This is a genomic window from Rhodococcus sp. ARC_M5, assembly GCF_022810405.1.
Lineage (GTDB): Bacteria > Actinomycetota > Actinomycetes > Mycobacteriales > Mycobacteriaceae > Rhodococcoides > Rhodococcoides navarretei.
Window position 1 is genome coordinate 66,919 of sequence record NZ_JALGQE010000008.1, and the last position, 22,976, is coordinate 89,894.

The 22,976-nt window shown below is 65.5% G+C and carries 25 protein-coding genes and 1 pseudogene; 25 read left to right on the plus strand and 1 reads right to left on the minus strand.

Annotated features, from left to right (window positions below):
* The first annotated feature begins 35 nt into the window (after positions 1-35).
* The 25 genes and pseudogenes from MTX34_RS14245 to MTX34_RS14360 all read left to right on the plus strand — a co-directional run bounded on the left by MTX34_RS14245 (position 36) and on the right by MTX34_RS14360 (position 22,352).
* The gene (locus tag MTX34_RS14245) at positions 36-2,396 is read left to right on the plus strand and encodes a Tex family protein (RefSeq protein WP_243609798.1); all 2,361 of its coding nucleotides are present in this window, start codon (positions 36-38) and stop codon (positions 2,394-2,396) included.
* 113 nt (positions 2,397-2,509) lie between these two features.
* On the plus strand, positions 2,510-3,364 hold the full coding sequence (locus MTX34_RS14250) for a hypothetical protein (RefSeq protein WP_243609899.1): 855 nt from the start codon (positions 2,510-2,512) through the stop codon (positions 3,362-3,364).
* Between the two features lie 132 nt (positions 3,365-3,496).
* A complete protein-coding gene (gene rplS / locus MTX34_RS14255; protein ID WP_243593375.1) occupies positions 3,497-3,838 on the plus strand; it encodes a 50S ribosomal protein L19 in 342 nt (113 codons plus the stop codon).
* Positions 3,839-4,024: 186 nt separating this feature from the next.
* Positions 4,025-4,801, plus strand: a complete 777-nt coding sequence (gene lepB / locus MTX34_RS14260; protein WP_243593374.1) for a signal peptidase I — start codon at positions 4,025-4,027, stop codon at positions 4,799-4,801.
* Complete coding sequence (locus tag MTX34_RS14265; RefSeq protein ID WP_243593373.1) at positions 4,798-5,592, plus strand: ribonuclease HII; 795 nt, start codon at positions 4,798-4,800, stop codon at positions 5,590-5,592. The genes lepB and MTX34_RS14265 overlap by 4 nt, the downstream gene beginning before the upstream one ends.
* 37 nt (positions 5,593-5,629) lie before the next feature.
* Positions 5,630-5,935: a DUF2469 domain-containing protein gene (locus MTX34_RS14270; protein WP_243593372.1), complete on the plus strand. Its 306-nt coding sequence runs from the start codon at positions 5,630-5,632 to the stop codon at positions 5,933-5,935.
* Positions 5,936-6,351: 416 nt separating this feature from the next.
* Positions 6,352-6,696 carry an Lsr2 family protein gene (locus tag MTX34_RS14275; protein ID WP_243593371.1) on the plus strand — a complete coding sequence of 115 codons (345 nt, stop codon included), beginning with the start codon at positions 6,352-6,354 and terminating at the stop codon, positions 6,694-6,696.
* A 350-nt stretch (positions 6,697-7,046) separates the two neighbouring features.
* A complete protein-coding gene (locus tag MTX34_RS14280; protein ID WP_243609799.1) occupies positions 7,047-7,403 on the plus strand; it encodes a YraN family protein in 357 nt (118 codons plus the stop codon).
* Positions 7,403-8,818 (plus strand): annotated as a pseudogene (locus MTX34_RS14285) (YifB family Mg chelatase-like AAA ATPase); the annotation flags it as partial. The gene MTX34_RS14280 and the pseudogene MTX34_RS14285, both read left to right, overlap by 1 nt.
* 20 nt (positions 8,819-8,838) lie before the next feature.
* Complete coding sequence (locus tag MTX34_RS14290; RefSeq protein ID WP_243609801.1) at positions 8,839-10,305, plus strand: recombinase family protein; 1,467 nt, start codon at positions 8,839-8,841, stop codon at positions 10,303-10,305.
* Between the two features lie 181 nt (positions 10,306-10,486).
* On the plus strand, positions 10,487-10,672 hold the full coding sequence (locus MTX34_RS14295; protein WP_094675002.1) for an AlpA family transcriptional regulator: 186 nt from the start codon (positions 10,487-10,489) through the stop codon (positions 10,670-10,672).
* Positions 10,669-10,800, plus strand: coding sequence for a hypothetical protein (locus MTX34_RS25760; protein ID WP_279393284.1), 132 nt, complete (start codon positions 10,669-10,671; stop codon positions 10,798-10,800). The genes MTX34_RS14295 and MTX34_RS25760 overlap by 4 nt, the downstream gene beginning before the upstream one ends.
* 189 nt (positions 10,801-10,989) lie before the next feature.
* Positions 10,990-11,220 (plus strand): hypothetical protein, encoded by a 231-nt coding sequence (locus tag MTX34_RS14300; RefSeq protein ID WP_243609802.1) that lies wholly within the window; start codon positions 10,990-10,992, stop codon positions 11,218-11,220.
* The gene (locus tag MTX34_RS14305) at positions 11,217-12,680 is read left to right on the plus strand and encodes an AAA family ATPase (RefSeq protein WP_243609803.1); all 1,464 of its coding nucleotides are present in this window, start codon (positions 11,217-11,219) and stop codon (positions 12,678-12,680) included. Before MTX34_RS14300 ends, MTX34_RS14305 begins: the two co-directional genes overlap by 4 nt.
* A gap of 370 nt (positions 12,681-13,050) precedes the next feature.
* Positions 13,051-13,314 carry a hypothetical protein gene (locus tag MTX34_RS14310; RefSeq protein WP_243609804.1) on the plus strand — a complete coding sequence of 88 codons (264 nt, stop codon included), beginning with the start codon at positions 13,051-13,053 and terminating at the stop codon, positions 13,312-13,314.
* A gap of 2 nt (positions 13,315-13,316) precedes the next feature.
* Entirely contained in the window at positions 13,317-13,550 is a 234-nt protein-coding gene (locus MTX34_RS14315) for a hypothetical protein (protein ID WP_243609805.1), read from the plus strand.
* Positions 13,551-13,978: 428 nt separating this feature from the next.
* The gene (locus MTX34_RS14320; RefSeq protein ID WP_243609806.1) at positions 13,979-14,491 is read left to right on the plus strand and encodes a phage terminase small subunit P27 family; all 513 of its coding nucleotides are present in this window, start codon (positions 13,979-13,981) and stop codon (positions 14,489-14,491) included.
* Entirely contained in the window at positions 14,488-14,850 is a 363-nt protein-coding gene (locus MTX34_RS14325) for a hypothetical protein (protein WP_243609807.1), read from the plus strand. The genes MTX34_RS14320 and MTX34_RS14325 overlap by 4 nt, the downstream gene beginning before the upstream one ends.
* The gene (locus MTX34_RS14330; protein ID WP_243609808.1) at positions 14,843-15,190 is read left to right on the plus strand and encodes a hypothetical protein; all 348 of its coding nucleotides are present in this window, start codon (positions 14,843-14,845) and stop codon (positions 15,188-15,190) included. Before MTX34_RS14325 ends, MTX34_RS14330 begins: the two co-directional genes overlap by 8 nt.
* Before the next feature lie 279 nt (positions 15,191-15,469).
* Positions 15,470-16,693 carry a phage major capsid protein gene (locus MTX34_RS14335; protein ID WP_243609809.1) on the plus strand — a complete coding sequence of 408 codons (1,224 nt, stop codon included), beginning with the start codon at positions 15,470-15,472 and terminating at the stop codon, positions 16,691-16,693.
* Positions 16,694-16,831: 138 nt separating this feature from the next.
* A complete protein-coding gene (locus MTX34_RS14340) occupies positions 16,832-17,857 on the plus strand; it encodes a DUF2971 domain-containing protein (RefSeq protein ID WP_243609810.1) in 1,026 nt (341 codons plus the stop codon).
* Between the two features lie 117 nt (positions 17,858-17,974).
* Positions 17,975-19,099: a DNA-processing protein DprA gene (gene dprA / locus MTX34_RS14345; protein WP_243609811.1), complete on the plus strand. Its 1,125-nt coding sequence runs from the start codon at positions 17,975-17,977 to the stop codon at positions 19,097-19,099.
* A gap of 96 nt (positions 19,100-19,195) precedes the next feature.
* Positions 19,196-19,978 carry a siderophore-interacting protein gene (locus MTX34_RS14350; RefSeq protein ID WP_308198095.1) on the plus strand — a complete coding sequence of 261 codons (783 nt, stop codon included), beginning with the start codon at positions 19,196-19,198 and terminating at the stop codon, positions 19,976-19,978.
* Between the two features lie 69 nt (positions 19,979-20,047).
* Positions 20,048-20,974, plus strand: coding sequence for a tyrosine recombinase XerC (locus MTX34_RS14355; RefSeq protein WP_243609812.1), 927 nt, complete (start codon positions 20,048-20,050; stop codon positions 20,972-20,974).
* A gap of 208 nt (positions 20,975-21,182) precedes the next feature.
* Complete coding sequence (locus MTX34_RS14360; protein WP_308198094.1) at positions 21,183-22,352, plus strand: MinD/ParA family protein; 1,170 nt, start codon at positions 21,183-21,185, stop codon at positions 22,350-22,352.
* A gap of 3 nt (positions 22,353-22,355) precedes the next feature.
* Here the strand turns inward: MTX34_RS14360 and MTX34_RS14365 are convergent, their stop codons facing one another.
* Positions 22,356-22,862 carry a M23 family metallopeptidase gene (locus MTX34_RS14365; RefSeq protein ID WP_374639651.1) on the minus strand — a complete coding sequence of 169 codons (507 nt, stop codon included), beginning with the start codon at positions 22,860-22,862 and terminating at the stop codon, positions 22,356-22,358.
* Positions 22,863-22,976 lie beyond the last annotated feature (114 nt).

The following is a 22,976-nucleotide window of genomic DNA, read 5'->3' on the forward strand; positions in this document are numbered from 1 at the left end:
CGACGTGTCTCACAGTAGCGGTAGGGTCCATCGCCGTGACCACTGCTCTGAAATCTGTGAACAAGCGCATAGCCGAAGAACTCGACGTTCGTGAAGAACAGGTTCGCGCCGCCGTGGAACTGCTCGACGGAGGGTCGACGGTCCCGTTCATCGCGCGCTATCGCAAGGAAGTCACCGGCACCCTCGACGACGCGCAACTGCGCCAGCTCGACGAGCGGCTGCGGTACCTCCGCGAGCTCGACGAGCGCAGAGACGCCGTCATCGAGTCCATTCGCTCGCAGGGCAAGCTCGACGACGCACTGGAGCGGTCGTTGCTGCTGGCCGACACCAAGGCGCGCGTCGAGGACATCTATCTGCCGTTCAAGCCCAAGCGCCGAACCAAGGCTCAGATCGCGCGTGAGGCCGGGCACGAGCCCGTCGCCGATGCCCTGTTCTCCGACCCCACCACCGACCCGGCCCAGTTCGATCAGGAGCAACTCGACGGGGCGCGGGCGATTCTCGTCGAGCGATTCGCCGAGGACGCGGACCTCGTAGGTGAACTGCGAGAACTGATGTGGACGTCCGGCAAGCTCGTCGCGACGGTCCGAAAGGGCAAGGAAGAGGAGGGTGCCAAGTTCTCCGATTACTTCGAGTTCTCGGAACCGTTCACGAGCCTGCCCTCGCACCGCATCCTCGCCACGCTCAGAGGCGAGAAGGAAGAGGTGCTCTCGCTCGGCTTCGAGCCCGAGCGTGACGAACCGACCCCCGGGGTGCCGAGCGTCTACGAGGGTCGGATCGCCACCAAGTTCGGAATCGCGAATCGAGGACGGCCGGCCGACAAGTGGCTCCTCGATACCGTCCGATGGGCGTGGCGCACCAAGATGCTGGTCACCGTCTCCCTCGATACCCGGATGCGCCTGCGTCAGTCCGCCGAGAAGGACGCCGTCGACGTGTTCGCGAGCAACCTCAAGGACCTGCTGCTCGCCGCTCCGGCGGGTAACCGCACCACGATGGGCCTGGACCCCGGCTTCCGTACCGGCACGAAGGTCGCCATCGTCGACGCCACCGGCAAGGTCGTCGACTATGACACCATCTACCCCCACAAGCCGCAGGGCAAGTGGGATCAGGCGGTGGCCACCCTCGCCGGTCTCGCGGCAAAGCACAAGGTCGAACTGATCGCTATCGGCAACGGCACCGCATCGCGTGAAACCGACTCGCTGGCAGCAGAATTGATCGCCAAGTTCCCTGCCGCCAACCTGACCAAGGTGGTGGTGTCCGAGGCCGGAGCGTCGGTGTACTCCGCCTCCGCGTACGCCTCGAGCGAGTTACCCGAACTCGACGTCTCGATCCGCGGTGCCGTCTCGATCGCCCGCAGGTTGCAGGATCCGCTGGCCGAACTGGTCAAGATCGATCCCAAGTCCATCGGCGTCGGGCAATACCAGCACGATATTTCCGAAACCCTGCTGGCCCGCTCCCTCGGTGCCGTCGTGGAGGACGCGGTGAACGCCGTCGGCGTCGACGTCAACACCGCGTCGGTGCCGTTGCTGTCGAGGGTCTCCGGTATCGCCGGCTCTCTTGCCGAGAGCATCGTGGCGCACCGCGACCAGAACGGTCCGTTCTCGCGACGCAGCACACTCAAGGACGTACCTCGACTGGGGCCCAAGGCATTCGAGCAGTGCGCCGGATTCCTCCGCATCTCCGGGGGCGATGATCCGCTCGACCGGTCGAGTGTGCACCCGGAGGCCTACCCCGTCGTGCGGCGCATCGTCGGCAAGGCCGGTGTCGGAGTGCGTGAGGTCATCGGCAACACGGCGCTGCTGCGCGGTCTCGATCCGGCCGAGTTCGCCGACGATCGATTCGGTCTGCCCACCGTCACGGACATCATTTCCGAACTCGAGAAGCCGGGACGCGACCCGCGTCCCGAGTTCAAGACCGCGACCTTCGCCGCCGGTATCGAGAAGGTCGCCGACCTGAAGCCGGGTATGACTCTCGAAGGCGTCGTGACCAATGTCGCGGCGTTCGGTGCCTTCGTGGACGTCGGGGTGCACCAGGACGGGCTCGTTCACGTCTCGGCGATGTCGCACAACTTCGTCAAGGACCCCCGTGAGGTCGTCAAGTCCGGCGACGTCGTGCGCGTCAAGGTCATGGAGGTCGACATCCCGCGCCAGCGCATCGGTCTGAGCCTGCGACTCGACGACGAGCCCGGTGCGCCGGGCGGCAAGGATTCCACCCGCGGGCAGCAGGGTGATCGCCCGCGAAATCAGGGCCAAGGGCGGGGCTCGGGCGGCAACCAGGGTGGTCGTGGTCAAGGTGCTCGACCGCAACGCGATCGCCGAACGGCCGGTGGCGCGACGGCGGCACCGGCAGCCGGTTCGATGGCCGACGCGCTACGAAAGGCGGGATTCGGGAAACAGTGAGAGGTTCCTTCGCCGATGCCGTCCTGAGCGATGCCGAACGCGAATAGGCTGAAGCGCAGGTCACAGCTCGTCCCGCTGATCGGCAGGAAGGACGTGAGGCACACGTGAGGTGGTTGCAGAACGGGGTCATCGATCACGGGCGCCTGCCGCTGCTGTGCTTCCTGCTCGGACTGTTGGCGGGCTTCGTGCTGATCCGGCTCAGCGTCAGGATGATTCGCGCAGACGTGAAGTGGTGGCCGGGAAACATCACTCCCGGCGGTCAACACATCCACCATGTCGTGTTCGGAATCGTGTTGATGCTGCTGGCCGGGATCGGCTTGATCACGGTGTACGTCGATGGTTCCGAGTCCATCGGTGCGGTGTTGGCAGCGATTTTCGGGATAGGTGCAGCGCTCGTTCTCGACGAGTTCGCGTTGATCTTCTACCTGCGTGACGTCTATTGGTCCGAACAAGGACGTACTTCGGTCGATGCAGTCTTCGCCGCGGTGGCGTTCACCGGACTGCTGCTTCTCGGCCTCCACCCGTTGGAGTTGTTGAGCCCGGCGAGTTTCCGGGCCGATCCCGACCCGTGGGTCCGCGGCACACTGGCTGTGTTGGCACTGGCAAACCTTGCGCTCGGTGTCGTCGTCCTGCTCAAGGGAAAGATCTGGACCGGCCTGCTGGGGCTGTTCGTCCTCCCGATCCTCGTGCTGGCAGCAGTGCGGCTGAGCAGGCCGAGTGCGCCGTGGGCGAGGTGGCGCTACACCACCAGGCCGAAGAAGATGGAACGCGCTCTGCGCCGAGAGAAGCGGTGGCGACGGCCGCTCATCCGGGCCAAGATCTACGTGCAGGACGCGATCGCCGGAAAGCCGAGCATCGTCCACGCACGCGAGGCCACCGAGCAGGAATTGGCGCGGACGGTGCTACCTGCGCCGATGGCGGGCGGCACGGGCACAAGCCCAGCAGAGGCGATTTCGTCGAACGCCTGACGGTCTGGCACAATGGTCGGGTTGCCTCTGGCAGGCACAGACCTCACTCGGAGTACGAACCAGTCGAGCCGCTGTATCGGCGAGCCGCTCGGTTCCTCTGCTCATGCGCAGAACGCAAGGATGGCACAACCGATGAACACACTGGACTTTCTCGACAATCAGTCGCTGCGTAGCGACATTCCCGATTTCCGCCCCGGCGACACGCTGAACGTGCACGTCAAGGTCATCGAAGGCTCGAAGGAGCGCGTACAGATCTTCAAGGGCGTCGTGATCCGACGCCAGGGCGGCGGCGTTCGCGAAACGTTCACCGTTCGTAAGGTCTCGTTCGGCGTCGGCGTCGAGCGCACCTTCCCGGTGCACAGCCCCAACATCGCTCAGTTCGAGGTCCTCACCCGCGGTGACGTCCGTCGCGCCAAGCTCTACTACCTTCGCGATCTGCGTGGCAAGGCCGCCAAGATCAAGGAAAAGCGCTGACCGGTTCCGCCCGGACACACATCAGTTCACACCATGCCGCGTCGCCCTCACGGGCGGCGCGGCATGGTGCGTTCTGCCCTCGATCGACCCGCGGTCGACCTGGCCGACAAGTGGATCGACAGCCGCGACCCACCCATGCGCAGACCGTCCGGCCGTGCGGGCGACGGTTCCGGCTAACCTGATCACGTGACGCAGTCCCCACAGGATCCAACCGACGAGCCCGACGACGAGTCTTCACGGAAGAACCGTCGGGAACGCAAGCCCCGCTCGTTCTGGCGGGAGCTCCCCATTCTCATTCTGGTAGCGCTGGTACTGAGCTTCCTGCTCCAGACATTCGTCGCTCGGGTGTATCTGATCCCGTCCGAATCGATGGAGCCGACTCTGCACGGCTGCACCGGCTGCACCGGTGACCGCATCGTGGTGGAGAAGATCGGCTACCGATTCGGCGACCCGAAGCCGGGTGACATCGTGGTGTTCCGTGGTCCGGATTCGTGGAACGACGAATTCGTGTCACAGCGGTCCGACAACTCGGTGATTCGGGGGGCACAGGAAGTCGGCTCGTTGATCGGGGTTGTGGCTCCGGACGAGAACGATCTCGTCAAACGAGTCATCGCCACCGGCGGTCAGACCGTCGAATGCTGCGACGAGCAGGGGCGAGTACTCGTCGACGGAAAGCCGTTGGACGAGCCGTACATACAGATGGATTTCCCCTTCACTCCGGGGACGATGACGTGCGACACCGAATTGAAGTCCGGACGATGCTTCGACCCCGTCACCGTGCCGGACGGCAACGTCTGGGTCATGGGTGACAACCGGAGCAACTCGCGAGACTCTCGGTATCACGTCACAGACGAGTTCACCGGCACCGTTCCCCTCGACAACGTGATCGGCAAGGCCGTGTTCATCGCTCTGCCGCCGTCACGAACCGGCATTCTGGATTCGCCCGACATCCAGGGTCGATGACGGCGACCCCCCGACGTGCGCCGCGTGCGCGCGCAACCCTGACCCGATCGTCGTGGCCGCCGCGTCCGATCATCCGACGGGCGGCCGGCTTACGAACGATGGAATCGGCGCTGGAGCGGGGTGGTCTCGGGCCGGTCGCGGGAGTCGACGAAGCGGGAAGAGGAGCATGCGCCGGGCCGCTGACGGTTGCGGCGTGTGTTCTCGGCGCGCGGGCACATGCAGCTCTCGTGGACCTGGACGACTCGAAGAAGTTGACCGAGCGGCGACGTGAGGAGCTCTTTCCCAAGATCCAGAGGCTGGCACTGGCATGGAGTGTGGTGTTCGTCGATGCGGCCGAGGTCGACCGCATCGGAGTCCATGTGGCGAACATCGAAGGGATGCGACGCGCGGTTGCCGGGCTCGGCATGACCCCGGGTTACGTCCTCACCGACGGCTTTCGAGTACCCGGTCTTCCGGTCCCGTCGTTACCGGTGATCGGCGGCGACGCCACCGCAGCGTGCATCGCCGCGGCGAGTGTGCTGGCGAAGGTCTCCCGTGATCGATTGATGGTGCAGCTGGACGAGACGATTCCCGGCTACGGATTCGCCGTGCACAAGGGCTACAGCACCCGCGCGCATTCCGCCGCGATGACGGCACTCGGGCCGAGCAGAGAACACCGCATGTCGTACGCCAACGTTGCCGCCGCGGCCGCAGGCATGTCGCGCGATTTGTCCGTGAGTCGTTCCGCAGGCTCCACTCCCGGGGTCGACGCGCTGGGGCGAATGGACTGCCGCGACGCAGGTGCGCGATGATTGCTTCTCACGCCCGACTGGAGGATGAAAGAGACCGATGAGTGCCGAAGATCTCGAAAAGTACGAAACCGAGATGGAGCTCTCGCTGTATCGCGAGTACCGGGACATCGTGGGTCAGTTCAACTACGTCGTCGAAACCGAGCGTCGGTTCTATCTGGCGAACTCCGTCGAACTCATTCCGCACAACGTCGACGGTGAAATCTACTTCGAATTGCGAATGTCGGATTCCTGGGTGTGGGACATGTATCGTCCCGCTCGTTTCGTCAAGCATGTCCGGGTGATCACCTTCAAGGACGTGAACATCGAGGAGCTCGACAAACCGGATCTTCGACTTCCCGAATAGGGTCGGGCTCACGGAGCCGGGGTCCTGGTGCGGTCGCCGTGGTCCTAGGCGAAGGTACCTTCGTCCCGCGCCGTCGCCATGGTTGCGCACCGCATGATTCGAACCTTCATCTCGATTCCGTCCGTATCGCTCCACACGAATTGGATACCCGACCAAATCGGTCCGGGTGTTCTGTTTCGCGTTCGGTGCCGGCCATTGCTGTGCTCGGTTGAATCGTGCGAGGAAATCGGATGTGCGAAATCAATTGTACGACAACATGATTCGGCTTTATCGGTCGATATCTCGAAAGCGACGGAAATTCTGCACCCATATTCGTCGTTTCGACATGTCCCGAAACGCCATCAGTTCTTTGCGTCCAAACGAGAATGGGTGGTAGAACTTGAATATCACACTCCCCGACGTGTAAGAGGTACGAGATGGCACGCAAGACGCTTGTGCAGATGATCGACGACGTGGATGGGTCGGTCATCAAAGACGGCCAAGGTGAATCCATCGAATTCGGCATCGGTGGAAACCAGTACCGCATCGATTTGAATCTCAAACACGCCAACGAATTGCACGAACAGTTGGCATTCTGGATCGAGCACGCCGAGAAGATCTCCGGTCGTCGCACTCGCAAGGGTGGGGCAAGCGCAGCACCGGTTCGCGGCAAGGTCGATCTGCAGGACATTCGCGCATGGGCACGCGAAAACGGCCACGAGGTCAGTGCCCGCGGCCGCATCAGTCAGGACGTGCAGGCAGCCTACGAGGCTGCTCACTGACCTTGCTCAAGCGCCGAGACTGTCGTCTCGGCCGCGTTCTGCCACATCGGCAGCGTGTTCACACCCCGATGTCTTGATCAGCTCCGTCCGAATTCCGAATTCGGACGGAGCTTTTCTCATGTTCGGAGCCATTCCCGCGTCGCCGCCGAACGTGCCCGAGCCCTAACACAGCGGTCCGACAGAGTGGTCGTTCTGCACAGGTGACGAGCCCGTTGCTCCACACGTGGAGGGGTTGTCCACAGGGCAATGTCCCACCTGCGCTTTCTCGGCTTCTCCTCGATTCGTTCGTGTCACCGTCGGTACGACCGAATCGGCCGTAATGCACGGCCGGAGAGTGGAGGAATGCGGACATGGCGACCAACCAAGAACTCGGGGCGCGTGGTGAGCAGCTCGCGGTGCGCCATCTCGAGGACATCGGGCTGGAGGTGATCGAGCGGAATTGGCGGCATCGAACCGGGGAACTCGACATCATTGCGCGCGACGGCGACACGGTGGTGTTCGTCGAAGTGAAGACTCGCTCGGGAATCGGATACGGAACGCCCGCCGAAGCGGTGACGTATACCAAACAGACCCGAATCAGAGGACTTGCGTTGCACTGGTTGTCGCTGCAACAGGGCCCCTGGGTGCAGATCAGGTTCGATGTCATCGCGATCGTGGTCGGTCGTGACGGCAGCCCGGTCATCACGCACGTTCGGGCTGCGTTCTGATGCCCCTCGGACGAGCCCACTCGGTTGCGGTCAACGGAGTCGATGGTGTGCTGGTGGAGATCGAAGCCGACATCGGTCAGGGCCTGCCCGGTACGCATCTGGTCGGCTTGCCGGACACTGCTTTGAACGAATCGCGTGACCGAGTCAAAGCCGCCGTCAAGAATTCGGGCGGTACCTGGCCGGACAGCCGAGTGATTCTCGCTCTGTCTCCTGCGACCCTGCCGAAGGGCGGATCGGTGTACGACCTCGCTCTCGCATTGGCGGTTCTCGATGCCGCGAAAGCGATTCCGCGTTCTTGTCTTGCCGAGACGGTGTTTCTGGGCGAGTTGGCACTGGACGGCAGGCTGCGGGCAGTTCGAGGGGTACTGCCCGGTGTGCTCGCGGTCAAGGGTGCAGGGTGGCAGCGGGTGGTCGTTCCGCTGCAGTGTCTGCCGGAAGCCGGTCTGGTGGACGGGATCGAGGTGCTGGGTGCGGGCTCGCTCGGGGAGGTGGTGGCCTGGCTTCGCGGTGAACAGGCTCTCGAGTCGCCCTGTCCGACCGAATGGCACGAGGAGCTGTATCCGGACCTCAGCGACGTCGCGGGACAGGCGGATGCGCGATGGGCTCTGGAAGTAGCGGCCGCGGGCGCACATCACATCATGCTGACCGGGCCACCGGGTATCGGAAAGACGATGCTGGCGCAACGTCTGCCGGGGATTCTCCCGCCGCTGACCGAGTCCGAGGCGCTGGAAGTGACGGCCATTCACTCGGTGGCAGGGCTGTTGACCACCACCCGGCCGCTGATCACGTCACCGCCGTTCATCGCGCCGCATCATTCGACGTCGGTGAGTGCGCTGGTCGGGGGCGGAACCGGAATGGCCAAGCCGGGAGCGGTCAGTCGAGCGCATCGTGGAGTCCTGTTTCTGGACGAGTGCGCCGAGATGAGCGTTCGCGTCCTCGAGGCCTTGCGTACTCCGTTGGAGGACGGCGAGATTCGCATCGCTCGTCGCGACGGTGTTGCCAGGTACCCGGCCAGATTTCAGTTGGTACTGGCGGCGAATCCGTGCCCGTGTGCGCCTGCGCGGCAGGTCGACTGCGTCTGCCCGCCCACGGCGCGGCGCAAATATCTCGGCAAGCTGTCCGGGCCTTTGCTCGACCGTGTCGATCTGCGCATTCAGATGATGGGTGTCGCGACAGGTGCACTGGTCGACGAGGTGGGGGAGGGTACGAGCGAGATCCGCGCACGCGTCACCGGAGCCAGAGACGCCGCTGCGCAGCGGTGGCGGGAGTTCGGCTGGAGAACCAATGCGGAGGTTCCGGGACCCGCTCTGCGTCAACGATTTCGGTTGGCGCGCTCGACGCTCGCTCCGGTCGAGCGCGCGTTGCGCAACGGATCGCTGACCGCACGCGGCGCAGACCGCGCCATTCGGGTAGCTAGCGCATTACGATAGCGGTTATGAAATCGGCCACAGACACACGGCGTGTGGCGGTCTACCTGCGCCAATCCATGGACCGTGACGGCAACGAGTACGGCATCGACCGCCAACGCCAGGACGTCGAACGCCACGTCGAGCAACGCGGGTGGACCGTGGTCGAGACGTTCGTCGACAACGACGTGAGTGCCACCTCACGCAGGCCACGGCCCGCATTCGAGCGTATGTTGACCGCCGCCGAGGCGGGGGCGTTCGACGTGATCGTGGCCCGGCACCTCGACCGTTTGCTGCGCCGCCTCGTCGAGCTTGAACGCGTACTCGAAGTGTGTGAGGGCACCGGTGTCAGTGTGGTCACGTCCAACGACGGCATCGACACATCGAACGACGGGGGCCGCACGAACGCCCGCATCCTGGCCTCGATTGCGCAGGGTGAGGTCGAGCGTAAGTCTGCCCGTCAACGGTCGGCCATGGCGCAGGCGGCGGCACAGGGCCGGTGGGTCGGTGGCCGCCGTGCGTTCGGTTACGAGTCCGACGGTGTGACGATCCGGCCCGACGAGGCCGAGTTGATCCGCGCCGGGTACGCCGCCGTGCTGGCCGGTGAGCCGGTGGCCGCCGTGGCCCGTGAGTGGACCGCCTCGGGCATATCGACGACGCAGGGCACCCGCACCGGCGCGGCTACCGTGTGGCACCGGTCGGGCGTGCGCGACATTCTGTTGAACCCTCGCAACGCCGCGTTGCGGCGGCACCGGCCCACGGGGGCACAGGGCGATTTCCGCAAAGATCCCGAGGCGTTCGTCGTAGGCCGTGCCGAATGGCCCGCCATAGTCGACGAGGACACGTGGCGGGCGGCGGTGCGTGTGTTGGTGTCACCGGATCGGCGGCGGCCCGCCACGAACCCACAGGCCCTACTCACGAGCGTGGCCCGGTGCGGGCGGTGTGCCGCCGAGGGCATCGAGTCCTCGGTGCACACCGGGGGAGCGCGGCGGCACTATCGCACCTACCGGTGCGCTCACACACCCGGCCACATGGCGCGCCAGGCCGATCCCGTCGAGGCGTTCGTCGAGGCCGTCATGGTCGAGCGTCTGTCGAGGGACGACGCCCTGGCGGTGTTCGCACCCGACGTCGAGGCCGACACCCGAGACCTCGGTGCCGAGGCCGACACGTTGCGCCGCCGCCTCGACGACCTTGCCGAGGATTACGCCGACGGCACCATGACCCGCCCACAGTTCCGCACGGCCAACGAGCGGGTGCGTGCACGCCTCGGCGCAATCGAGGCCGACATGGCCACCGCCGGGGCCGCCGACCTCGTGGCACCCCTCGTCACGAGTGGCGACGTGGCGGCGGCTTGGGCCGACCTCACGACCCCGCGTAAGCGGGCAGTGATCGACGCCCTGGCCGTCGTGACGTTGAACCCGCTAGGCCGTGGCCGCCACCGGTTCACGCCCGAGACGTTCGCCGCCACCGTCGACATCGCGTGGCGGGCCGAGTAGCCCTCACGTGTCATGCACGATCAAAGATGTTGTGCCCCAAGGGGTAACAGTTGCCGACGACGGTGTCGGCCCTGTAGCGTCTGACACCACGGCGCTAGTCGGCTGACACCCCGGCGGCGCGAGGTTCGATTCCTCCAGACGAGTCACGAGTCCTGTTCCGTGACCGACTGGGAGAGAACCCATGGCGACAACCGCCACCACCCGCCGCCTCGTGACCATCACCGACGCGGCGGCCTACCTCAACACGAGCACCGCCACCATTGCCCGCCGACTGGCCGACGGCACCCTCACGCGCCACCGCCTCGGGCCGCGCACCGTCCGTGTCGACCTCGACGAGGTTGACCGCGTGTTCGGCCTGGCGTCGTGATCGACCCCGCCGTGGTGCGGGCCGTCGTCGACAAGGCCCCGCCGCTCACGCCCGCCCAACGTGACCGCCTGCGCGCCATAACGCGTACCTCGACACCTCGGCCGGCAAAAGTCGGTGCCGCCGCATGACCGCCGCCGTGTACGCCGCAATTGCGTTGTGGGGCAGTGGGTTCGGCTACCTCGTCGAGTACGCCGCCGAGGCCAGACGTGTCCACCGAGCGCACTAGGACGACCGACCGCTCACGGCCAACGTCCCTAGAAACGCGAAAACCCCGGTCACCACACCGGGGTCACGCACTGCACAGAACGGCAAACAAAATGATGACCCAAGGATATACCCTGTCCGACCTGCTACGCCAAGCCGAAAAGACGCAGGCGGTGGCCGGGTGCGATGAGTGCAACGCGCATGTGCGTGTCGAGGTGTTCGTTGACGACGAGCCGGGGCTGTCGCACCTCACGGTCGTGCACGAGGACAATTGCCCGGTTGTGCCGCGCCGCAACCGTGCCGCCCGCCGACAGATGCGCCAGCGGCGCGCAGGCAAGCGGTGACCACCGTGGTGCCGTTGGGCCAGTCGTGGGCCGAGCTATCCCTCGGGCAGCGCAACGAGGCACGCGAACTGGTCGAGGACGCGCCCGACCCGTCGTTGATCCCGTCGTGGGTGCAGTCGATCACCGGCGCGCCGCCCGAGTTGGATTGGCACGAGGCGCAGGCCCGACTCAACACCGAGTGGGCCGCCGATCATGCCGAACAGGCCGCCGACGACAACCAGTGGCGGCGGGGGCGTGCGCGTGAGGAAGCCATCGCCTCGGCGGCGGCGCAGTACGGCATCACGCCCGATAGTGTGCGGGCGTCGTTCGGTAGGAACCTGGCCAACGTAGTGGGGCGGAAGCTGGCCGACGCGGCGGTTACCGACACCGGGGCCGAGGATGGGATCACCACCGAGGAACGGGTGGGTGCCGCGTTCCGCAATCGTGACGACCTGCGTGCCATGCCCGCCCTCGATCCGTTGGTCGACGGGTTCCTGTACCTCGACACCGTGGCCCGCCTCGTCGGCCCACCGGGCAGCTACAAATCGTTTCTGGCCCTCGATTGGGCCGCCTCGGTCGTGACCGGCACACCGTGGCACGGCCAGGCCGTGGCGCAGGGCGGCGTGGTGTATCTCGTGGGTGAGGGCGTGCGGGGGATCGACGCCCGGTTGACGGCGTGGGAACGCCGCCGCCTCGACGGCAAACCCGCCGAGGTCGAGGTGTTCGACGGCATCGTTGACCTTGCCGCGCCCAACACCGATGCCGCCGAGTGGGTCGTGTTGGGCCGCGCCATGGAACAACGTAAGCCCGCGTTGATCGTGATCGACACCCAAGCCCGCTACACACCCGGCCACGACGAGAACAGCTCGACCGATATGGGCATCCTCGTCGACAACCTCGACACCCTGCGTCGGCTCACCGGGGCGTGCGTGTTGCTCGTGCACCACACCACGAGGGGAACCGAACACGGGCGCGGGTCGACCGCTATCGAGGGCGGCGTGCAGACCGAACTCGTGATGACACCCGGCAAACAAGGCACGGTCAAGCTCAAGACCGAAAAGCAAAAGGACACAGCCGAACCCGACCCAATCGAGTTGCACGCCGTGGCCGTCGAGGGCACCTCGTCGATTGTGCTCGACACCGCCGACCTCGGGCTCGACCCGCTCGACCTACCGGCACCCGAACGCGTCAACGCCTCGTCACCGATCCACGAGCGACTCGCAAGGGTCGTTTTCGAGGCGTTCAACCACGGCACCACCGGGTGCACCAAGGTCGAGGCCAAGGCGGCACTACAGGCCGACCACGAACTCAAGATCACCGGTGACCCCCGCGCCGTGGGCAAGCGATTCCCGCAGGCGTGGTCGACCCTCGAAAGCCGTGGCCGCCTCGAACAGATGACCAGCGCCGCCAACGGCAACCCGGTCATGCGGTACAAGATCACCGACGAATATGCCGCCGAACTCGACCTCGGTGACGCGTGAGAACGGCTACGCCGAGGGTGCCCCATTGGGTGCCCCATGGCATTGCCCGCCGCCTGTGCCCGCTAGTGCCCGCTTGGGTTCTGTGGTCGGTGTATCTGTGCAGCTCAAGTGGGTTGCCCGCACGTTGCCCGCTAGTGCCCCATGGCAATGCCCGCCAAAAGTGCCCGCGCCCCCTCTCTTACAGGGGGCGGGCAATGGGGCATCGACGGTTTCGATTGAGAAATCGAACCCGTCGGCGGGGCGCTGGCACCGGTCGATCACCGCCCACGGCACCGGTATCGAGACCACCTCGGGGCACTGTCCGATCCGTGCCTCACGTGTCCACCGAGAGACACGCCTACAACCCACCACCGAACGACAGGAACCAACCATGAGCGTCACCATCAACAACGAGGCCGACCGCCTCGGCCTACTCATCGCACTCGGTATGTCCGACGCCGCCACCGAGGACGACCCCGCCGTGCTTGAGGAGGCCGTCGACCAACTCTCGACCGGCGACGTGCCGCACGGTGAGGTGATCGTGGCCCTGGCGCGTCGGTACCTGGCCGCCCTGCGCCACGCACACGGTGAGAGTGGTGCGTGGCGCATACTGCGCGCACAGTTGGCCGCCACGCACCTCGGCGAGGGCGCGTGACCATGGCGCGGCGCACACACGACCCCCTCGACGGCAAGATCAAGCGTCAGCGTCAACGCAGGGCACAGAATCGCGGGTACAGCGGCACGGCGCGTGAGGATCGGTTCGACGCCAAGGATGCCCGGTTAGTAGCCCGCCGGGACGAGGCCCGTAGGGCTATCCGGCGTATCCTCGTCCAGCAACACGGCCCCGACGCCGTGGCACCCTGGCCCGAGGGTGACGACCTCGGTGCATAAACATGCATAACCTAACCGATCGCGGAGCACGGTGCCCCGGTCGACGGTCATGTGAGAAGCGTCACACCTTCGGTACGGGCGTCTCGACGGCCCTCGCGGGGACGGGGGTCGGAATTGTTGGCGTCTAGTCGCTGGTGCACCCCCCTCTCTCGGGCTTTGTCCGCGTGCACAGATTGGCGCGGCAATGTGAATCGCACGCACCGCGCAATGTCAAGTCGGCACATTCGTCGACTTGGCACCGGGCGTCACAACGACTGCATGGAAATCCATTTTCATGCATGACTATCGGGTACACTCGAGGCTGTTCCTTTCACGAACAGTTTGTTGAGTCACTAGGTGTTTGCGCGCCAACAGGTACGCCGGGGTCGTTTGTGGAGACGACCCCGGCGTTTCTGCTTTCGACGTCCACGCGAAAGGGGTTGTGCCACATGGCCGCTCCCGCCAAGCCCACCGCCCTCAAGTTGATCGGCGGTCGAGGCCCCGGCCAAGACTCGGCGGGCCGCAAGGTCGTCACCGTCCCGTCGGCCCGTGAGGCCCCGCCGATGCCCAAGGGCCTACCTCGTGAGGCGCAGGCCGAGTGGAAACGCGTTGTGCCCCTGCTCGACAAGCTGCGCGTGTTGGCCGGTGATCTGCACCGAGGCGTGCTCGTGCGGTACTGCACCGCGTGGGCCGAGTTCCACGAGCTGCGCGTCGACGTGGCCACGCAGGGCCGTACCGAGTGGGTCACCGTGCGCAACAGTGCCGGTGACGAGACGACGAAACGTGTGGTGCGCCCTGAGGTCAAGATGCTGGCCGAGGCGCGCGCCGAGGTGCACCGCCTCACCGGTGAACTCGGGTTGTCACCGGCAACCGAGGCCAAGGCATACGCCTCGGCGCAGACCACGGCGGCCATGGGCGACGGCGGCGCGGTCAACCCGTTTGCCTACGGGTCGACGACGTGACCGCCCTCGACGACGTGGCGCGCCGATACGAGGCGGCGGCCCTGGCCCTCAAGTTCGACGGCCAGAACACCGACCCCAACGCCGACAACCCACGCGTGTGGGCCACGTTGGGCCTCGGCGCGGTCAAGATTGCGTGGGGGTACCAAGGTGATTTCGAGCGGTGCGTGGCCCTGTTGGGCAAGCACGTCGACCGCCCCGAGGGCCTGTGCGCCAGCTATCACCGTGACCTGTTCGGTGAGGTGCCGAAACGGGCTACGCAGGCCGCCAAGCCCGACCTACCCGACGGGTGGGATTTCGACGCCGAGAGCGTCGAGGACGCCCTGCCCACACCCGACGACGAGGGGCCGACCGATGAGTGAGACGACGACCGAGGACGTCACCGAGGCGGTCTACGCCGCCGGTGTTGACCGCACTGGCCGGTGGTGGGTCACCGCACCCGACGGGGCCACGGCCTACCGGTTCGGTGGCGGGCCGAACGGGGCAGGGGCGGCCAGGGCCGCCGCACAGCGGGCCAACGAGGGCGGCACAATCGGTGTGCCGCCCTGGCCGACCGCACCGCCCGAGGTGCGCCCCGGCAACGAGTCGGTCGAGGTTCCGATGCGCGGTAGTGACGTGCTCGACGACGACACCCACGAGGGCACCACACGCGCCGCCGCCGACGGTTGGGACGAGACGCTGTGGAAACGGCGGGGGTTCTAGGCGTCACTGCGGTGTCACCGCCGTGTCACCGGGGGGTAGCGTTACCCTTGCAGCACAACGGGATTGGACCTGTAGTGTCGACGGTGCGTTGATCGAAGCCATACGCAAGGGTCACGCCGGATCGTCGGCGGGGGCATCGGCGGGCCGTGGGTATCGACGCCCCTGCCATACGCCAGGGTCACGCCGCCGGTGCTGGCGGCGGGGGCATAGGTGGGCCGTGGGGATTCACTCAAAACCGTTGTGCCACAACAGTGGCCGTGAGTCCTTAGGACGTCTCCCATGAGAATCAAGCTCGACGCACTACGCGCCGCAATCAAGGCCGCCGACGACAATTCGGCGGGAAGCCTCGTCGAACGCCGGTCGGCGCTTATCACCGAGGGTCAAAAGGTGTTGGCCGAACTGAAGTCACTCGACGACCCCGAACCCGAGGCAATCGAGGCGGCCAAGGCGGGGGCCGACGCCATTACCCGCATCGACGGCAAGATCGAGGCCGCCCTCAAGTCGTCTGACGTCATGCACCGCCTCGGTAAGTCCAACCCCGAGAGCGGGAACAGGTACGCCGGTGTGCAGTACCTCGGCCTCACGACGCCGGGTGGCGTCAAGGCGGCGGCGGCCACCCTCGTCAAGGGCATGGCTGGCCCCGATCCGATGGCCAAGGCCCTCGTACCGGCGGGCAGCGCCACCGGCGACATTCCGATGATCGGTATTTACGAGCGGCCCGACCTGCCGACCACGATCCTCGACCTGTTGCCGATGAGTCCGGTGGCGTCTCATTTCTCGTACATGCGTGAGGTGAGCCGCGAAGACAACGCCGGGGTCGTCGCAGTCGGTGAGGAAAAGCCCCGATCCGACTACGCAATCGAGCGGGTCGAGGATCACCTGCGCGTCGTGGCGCACCTAGCGGGGCCGGTCGACAAGTACGTGCTCGAAGACTCGGCGGCGGTGCAGGCGTTCCTAGAACGGCGCATGTTGCACGGCCTGCGCCTCGGTATCGAGGACGCCGTGTTGGTCGGTGACGGTGCCGTGTCGGCGGGGCCGCCTCGGGTCGACAACGTGCGCGGCATCCTCAATCAGTCGGGCATCCAAACGAGGCCGTTTGCGGTCGACCTGTTGACCACGCTGCGTAGGGCAATCACCGACCTCGAACGCCTCGGCCACGTGGCGCGGGGGATCGTGCTCTCACCCGACGATTGGGAAATGCTCGAACTTACCCGCCGTGAGGGTGACGGTGCGTTCGACCTCGGCCCCGCCAACCTCCCGGTCGACCGCGCCAAGCGTCTCGTGTGGGGCGTGCCGACGGTCACGAGCAACGTCCTACCGGCCAAGACCGGCACTGTGCTCGACACCACCGCAATCGAGTTCGTCGGTGACGGGCGTATCTCGGTCGACTGGAACCCCTACGCCGGGTTCTCTCGTAACGAGGTCGAGGTGCGCACCGAGACGCGTATCGGCGTCAACCTCACAAGCCCCCTCGGCGTCGTCGAGGTGGGCACGAGGGCATAAGCCTGAGAAGGCACAGGCCAACGGCCCCCACCTTGCAAAGCAGGGCGGGGGCCGTTGGTCCGTGTCGTTGGCCCTAGGCGGTGTGCAGTCGGGGAGACTGTCGTCAACCGACCGGGCTTATCGAAGGGCACTTACACCGTGATTCCAGAACAGAACGTCGACACTCTCTCAGACGAGCTGCCAGAGGTGAAAACGGAAAAGCCGGAAATTTTGTACCACTACACCGACGCTGCCGGATTTCTTGGAATCCTTAAGTACGGTGAGCTGTGGGCCACCGAGGTCAGATGCATGAATGACGCTCAAGAAATAGAATACGCGGCGATGATTGTCGCCGAGGAATCTAGAGAGATGGGAAACGAGCTTCTGCGTGGTGAAAATCCCGACCTATCTCCACCGGAAAGTCTCGAATCAATTAATGAATGGCTGAGGGTCAACAAGCCAGCCGATGATAGGAAAGATGCTGTACCTAATGTTGCCTGGGTGCTGTACTCGATTGCCTCACTGTTCGTCAGTGTCGCAAATTCAAAATACAATACGAATAGGGATGACACATACGCGGCGTGCTTCACGACCCAGGCCGATTCGCTGGGACAGTGGCGCGGATATGCTGGTGGAGGGGGCTATGCCATCGGATTTCGTTACGAGACTTTGTCTCAACTTGGGGTTGAAGGGACCGAGCTAGTGGTTGGTGAGCCGAGGCAGGTCGCGTATGGCAAAGGTGGTGGTAAAAAAGAAGTTGCTCGATTTTATCGGGAATTTGCGGGAGCGTTGATATCTTCAGTAGAAAAGGCGAAGGAGTTAGAGGCGACCAAAGATTCTCAGGAAAAATCATCTTCGATTCCCAAATTTTCTCATCGTGTTGCTCCCAATCTCTCTGAGTTGGCAACGGTCAAACATGAGGCATTCTCGGACGAGCGGGAATGGCGTTTAATTTTTTCAGAAAGTCGAGATACAGGAGAGTATTTAGGGGATTTTCGGCCCGGTGGTGTAGGCGGAATTTTGCCATTTATCCGGCTAAAGCTTACAAAGGATTCAATTGCGTGCGTGCGCGTCGGGCCGGGTGAAGAAACACCCCTGCGCGTCCTGATGGCTGAACATGCGTTGGCGAGGTTCGGACACCTCGACGTCGACGTACTCACCTCCGACGCTCCGTACCGCCCCTGACAACTGCCACGCGCGTGCGCTGGCGGTGGCGTGGACGCTGAACGATCTGGCCGGTGGTTCGGTCCCCGGTGCAGACGACGTCGGGGCCGCGTTGGACTTCCGTGACAGGGGAGTGGCATGACGACGCACGACCCGCGCCGGCTCGCCTGGGCGTATCTCTCTCGCGTGGCGCAGGGCCCGCACCGACCGGTGGTCGATCACGCCGCAGCTCACGGTCCCGAATCGACGGCAGAAGCAGTGCAGGCGGGCGGGTTGGGGGAGCGGCTGGCAGTTCGCGCCCACATCGATACCGCCGCAGCAGATCTCGATCACATCGCGGCGCTCGGTGGCCGCTTGATCACGCCGGACGACGACGAGTGGCCGGCATGGCGCTTCCTCGGATTCGATGGTTCGGGTCTGTCCGCAGGGGTGGACACATGTCCGCCGATCGCGTTGTGGGCGTTGGGAACACAGCCGGTCGATGCGGTCACCGAACGATCGGTCTCGATCGTCGGGACCCGCGCGTCGAGTCCCTACGGCGACCATGTGACGGCCGAGATCTCCGCCGATCTGGCTCTCGACGGCTGGACGATCATCTCGGGCGCGGCCTTCGGTATCGATGCAGCGGCGCATCGCGCGGCTCTCGGCGTCGAGGGTACGACCATGGCTGTGCTCGCCTGTGGCGTCGATCGTGCGTACCCCGCGGGACATTCTCGGCTGCTGCGGCAGATCGCCGCTCGCGGGCTGGTTCTGAGCGAATACGCGCCGGGTACCACTCCGGCCAAGCATCGCTTCCTCGCTCGCAACAGACTCGTCGCCGCACTCGGATCGGCCGTGGTGGTCGTCGAGGCCGGGTGGCGCAGCGGAGCTCGCAATACTGCGGCGTGGGCCACCAAACTGGGCCGCCCGGTGCTCGCGGTACCCGGTCCGGTCACCTCGCCGACGTCCACAGGGTGTCACCGCATGATCCGCGACGGTGAGGCGGTTCTGGTGTCGAGCTCGCACGACGTGGTCGCCGAGGCGGGCGCTCTCGGGTCCACGGAGGAGTCTCGACCGGACCTCTTCCGTGAGACGGATGCACTCTCGGAAACCGCATTGCTGATCTACGACGCGCTGCCGGCAACGGGATCGCTGTCCAGTCGTGAGCTGTCCGAGAACTCCGGTGTGCCGTTGAGCAAGGTGCGTGCATCGCTGCCGGTGTTGGAGATGGACGGATTCGTGGCCAGCGACGAGACCGGCTGGTTCCGGGTCGTGCGTGGATGAGCGCGCCAGTATTCACGAGCCCGAACGGTAGGGTGTTAGGTAATGCTTAGTCGATGCATCGGGTATCGGCGTCGTTCGCTCGAAGAGGGGTCCGAAGTGCCACGCAAGAAAACCACCCTGTCCGTACTGCGCACCGAAGCGCTCACCCCGCACATGCACCGGGTCTACCTGGGTGGGGCCAACTTCGACGACTTCGATGCGATCGACGAGACCGACGCCTACGTCAAGTTGTTCCTCGGAACCGATGACGAACCGATCATGCGCACCTACACCGTTCGTTCGGTCGACACCGACGCGCGGGAGATCGCCATCGACTTCGTGGTGCACGGAGACGAGGGAGTCGCCGGGCCGTGGGCCACCCGGGCGAAGCCGGGAGACGAGATGTCGTTCTTCGGCCCCTCCGGTGGGTACGCCCCGCGCCCCGACGCGGACTGGCACCTGTTCGCCGGCGACGAATCGGCGATTCCGGCGATCTCGGCTGCCGTCGAGGCGCTCCCGGAAGACGCCATCGCCAAGGTCTTCATCGAAGTCGCCGACCGGCACGACGAGATCTACATGGAGACGCTCGCCGTCGTCGATGTGACCTGGGTCCACCGGGGTGCGTCCTCGAACGAGGTCGGGGACGATCGGGCCGGAGACAACGCACCGTTGATCGCAGCGGTGAAGGGAACCGAGTGGCTGCCGGGGCAAGCCCAGGTATTCGTACACGGAGAAGCGCAGGCCGTCATGCACAACATCCGGCCCTACATCCGCAAGGAGCGCGGGGTCGGGGCCGAGTGGGCCTCGATCTCGGGCTACTGGCGTCGCGGCCGAACCGAAGAGACGTTCCGAGTGTGGAAGCGCGAACTCGCACAAGCCGAATCCGGAGTCGACGCCTGATCCGGCGACAACGCGTCTCGGTCGGCGTGTCCGGTTGTCGCACCGGGTACGAGCGCCCAAGCTGAGACGATGACCGATTCGCTGCCGCCTCATCTCGGCATACACGTCGAGGAGTTCGCCGAACACCTTCGACTCGGTCGAGAGCGCTCCGAGCACACTGTCCGCGCGTACGTGGCCGACGCTCGCTCCTTGCTCGCGCACTTCGCCGAGTCGTCGCCGGGTGCGACGATCGCCGATCTCGACCTTCGCGCAGTGCGCTCGTGGTTGGCCACGCATTCGGCGGCCGGAGCGGCAAGGACGTCGATGGCGAGGCGAACCTCGTCGGCGCGGACTTTCGGGAAGTGGCTCGAACGGGTCGGTGCGGTGCAGGTGGCACCGGCGGAACGCTTGACCGCGCCCATCGGACATCGCACGCTTCCTGGTGTTCTCCGCCACAGTCAAGCGACTCGCGCGCTGGCCGCTGCCGAATCGGGCGCCGCCGAGCTCGATCCGATCGCGCTGCGGGACAGGTTGATCGTCGAGTTGCTGTACGCAACCGGAGTCCGTGTCGGAGAGTTGTGCGGACTCGACGTCGACGATGTCGACACCGAGCGTCGCCTGATCCGTGTGGTCGGCAAGGGCAACAAGGAACGCTCTGCTCCGTACGGTGCACCGGCAGGGCAGGCGGTCGAGAAGTGGCTGGTCAGCGGCCGGCCCGAACTGGCCGGTGACCGATCCGGTGCGGCATTGCTGCTGGGGCGTCGGGGTGGACGGCTCGACCAGCGGCAGGCCCGAACGGCCGTTCACGAGATTCTCGAGACCGTCCCCGGTGGTCCCAGCCTCGGTCCGCACGGCCTGCGCCACACCGCTGCGACCCATCTCCTGGAGGGGGGAGCCGACCTGAGAGTGGTGCAGGAGCTGCTCGGCCACGCCTCTCTGGCAACCACTCAGATCTACACGCACGTATCCGTCGAGCGGTTACGGGCTGTGCACGATCAGGCTCACCCCCGAGCCTGAGCCGAGCGTCCACTGCGCAACGTTTGGTAGCGTCATGACCGACTGACTACACCGAATACGGGGGACCGTGGACCGCGACCGACCGCAAGGTACTTCGGAAACGTGGTCGATGCATGTCCGTAGCGGCTCGACCGCCGACCATCGGAACTCTCCTGTGTCGTCCGACAGTGCACGCGACGAGTCCGGCACAGCCGTATCGTCGGATCCGATGGAGACTCCCCGCTCGACGCCGCGGCAGCCGCCCCCCTGGCAGACGCCCGATTCTGTCGGCCGGCAGCCCCTCCTGCCGCGGTACAACCCACCGGTGCCGCTGCAGCCCGGTCCGCCCTCCGATCGGCACGAGCCCGTCCGGCCGCAGTCCGACGACTTCCCCGTATACCCCGATCGTGGGTCGCCGCAGCCGTGGGCGGGGGGACCCAACGCCTATCGACCCGCCAGCCAGGAACTGGGCGCGGATTCGCTGCTCAAGCGTCCCAAGAGGGCCTCGAATTCGGGGTGGCGACGCGGAGTGCACAGGCTCACCGGCGGCGTCATCAATCCTGGCGAATCGACGGCGGAGGAGCGGTACCGAAACCAGGTCGAGCGCATCCGGCAGCCGGTGCTCGGCGATTATCGGATCGCGTTTCTGTCGCTCAAGGGCGGCGTCGGCAAGACCACCACCACGCTCGGCCTCGGTTCGACCTTCGCGTCGCTGCGCGGAGATTGCGTCATAGCCGTGGATGCGAACCCCGACTTCGGCACCCTGGGCGAGCGTGTGCCGCGTCAGACGTCGTCGACGGTCCGCGATCTCTTGGCCGCCGCCCCGCGTATTCGTCGCTATTCCGACATTCGCGAGCACACTTCGCAGGCACCGAGTCGACTCGAAGTACTGGCCGGCGAGCGTGACCCCGCCGCGTCGGAAATGTTCGGCGAAGAGGACTACCGCGCAGTCATCGACATGCTGCAGGTCTATTACAACCTGATTCTGACCGACTGCGGTACCGGCATCATGCACTCGGCGATGAACGGAGTACTGCAGCTGGCGAACGCTCTGGTGCTGGTCAGCTCTCCGGCGGTCGACGGTGCTCGCAGTGCAGCGGCCACGCTGGACTGGTTGGAGCTGCACGGCTACGGACATCTGGTCGAGCGAACGGTCGTCGTGATCAGCTCTGTTCGGCCGGGCTCGTCGGCAGTGGACATGAATCTGCTGCAGCAGCACTTCCTCGAGCGATGCCGCGCCGTGCTGGTGATCCCGTTCGACGAGCACCTGGCCGAGGGTGCCGTGGTGGATCTCGAGCTGTTGCGGCCCCAGACGCGAAACGCCTTCGTCGAGCTTGCCGCCATGGTGGCCGACGATTTCCCTGCCGCGTCGGGCAGGCACTCCGGCCCACAGCGGTAGGGATCAGCGAGGCGCTGCCTCCAGCGGCTTCAACCTGATCGGACTCGCACGCACCAGTGCCGTGGGGTCGAGGTACTCGCGGCCACGTCTGATACCCCAGTGCAGGCATGTGGCCGAACAACTCTCGTGCCTTCCGGCCACCGATCCCAGTATCGTCCCGCGGCGAACCCGGCTGCCGGCGGCGACCGATGCCACCACCGGCTCGTAGGTCGATCTCAGTCCGCTCGAATGGTCGACAGACACGACGGGCTTGCCCGCGACCGGCCCGGCGAACACCACGATGCCGTCGGCGACGGCCAGTACCGATTGGCCTTCCCGCGCGGCGAGGTCGACACCACGGTGGCCGGGCAGCCAGTTCTGCTCGGGCCGGTCGAACGAGGTGACGACCTGCGGCCTCGGCTGCAGCGGCCAGCCGAACGCATCCGGCCGCGCCGATGCGACCGGCGTCGAGAGTGCTACCGAGGTCGCGACGCAGATCGCGAGTGTGCGGCGATTGAGTGAGACGTTCACCCGTCGACCATCTCGTGGATTCGGACGTGGAAACGACGACGACCGTCGATTGTGGACAAGTGGAAACTCTGTCCACAGGTGACGGAATCTCTTGACAGTCGGCCCTGGTTATGA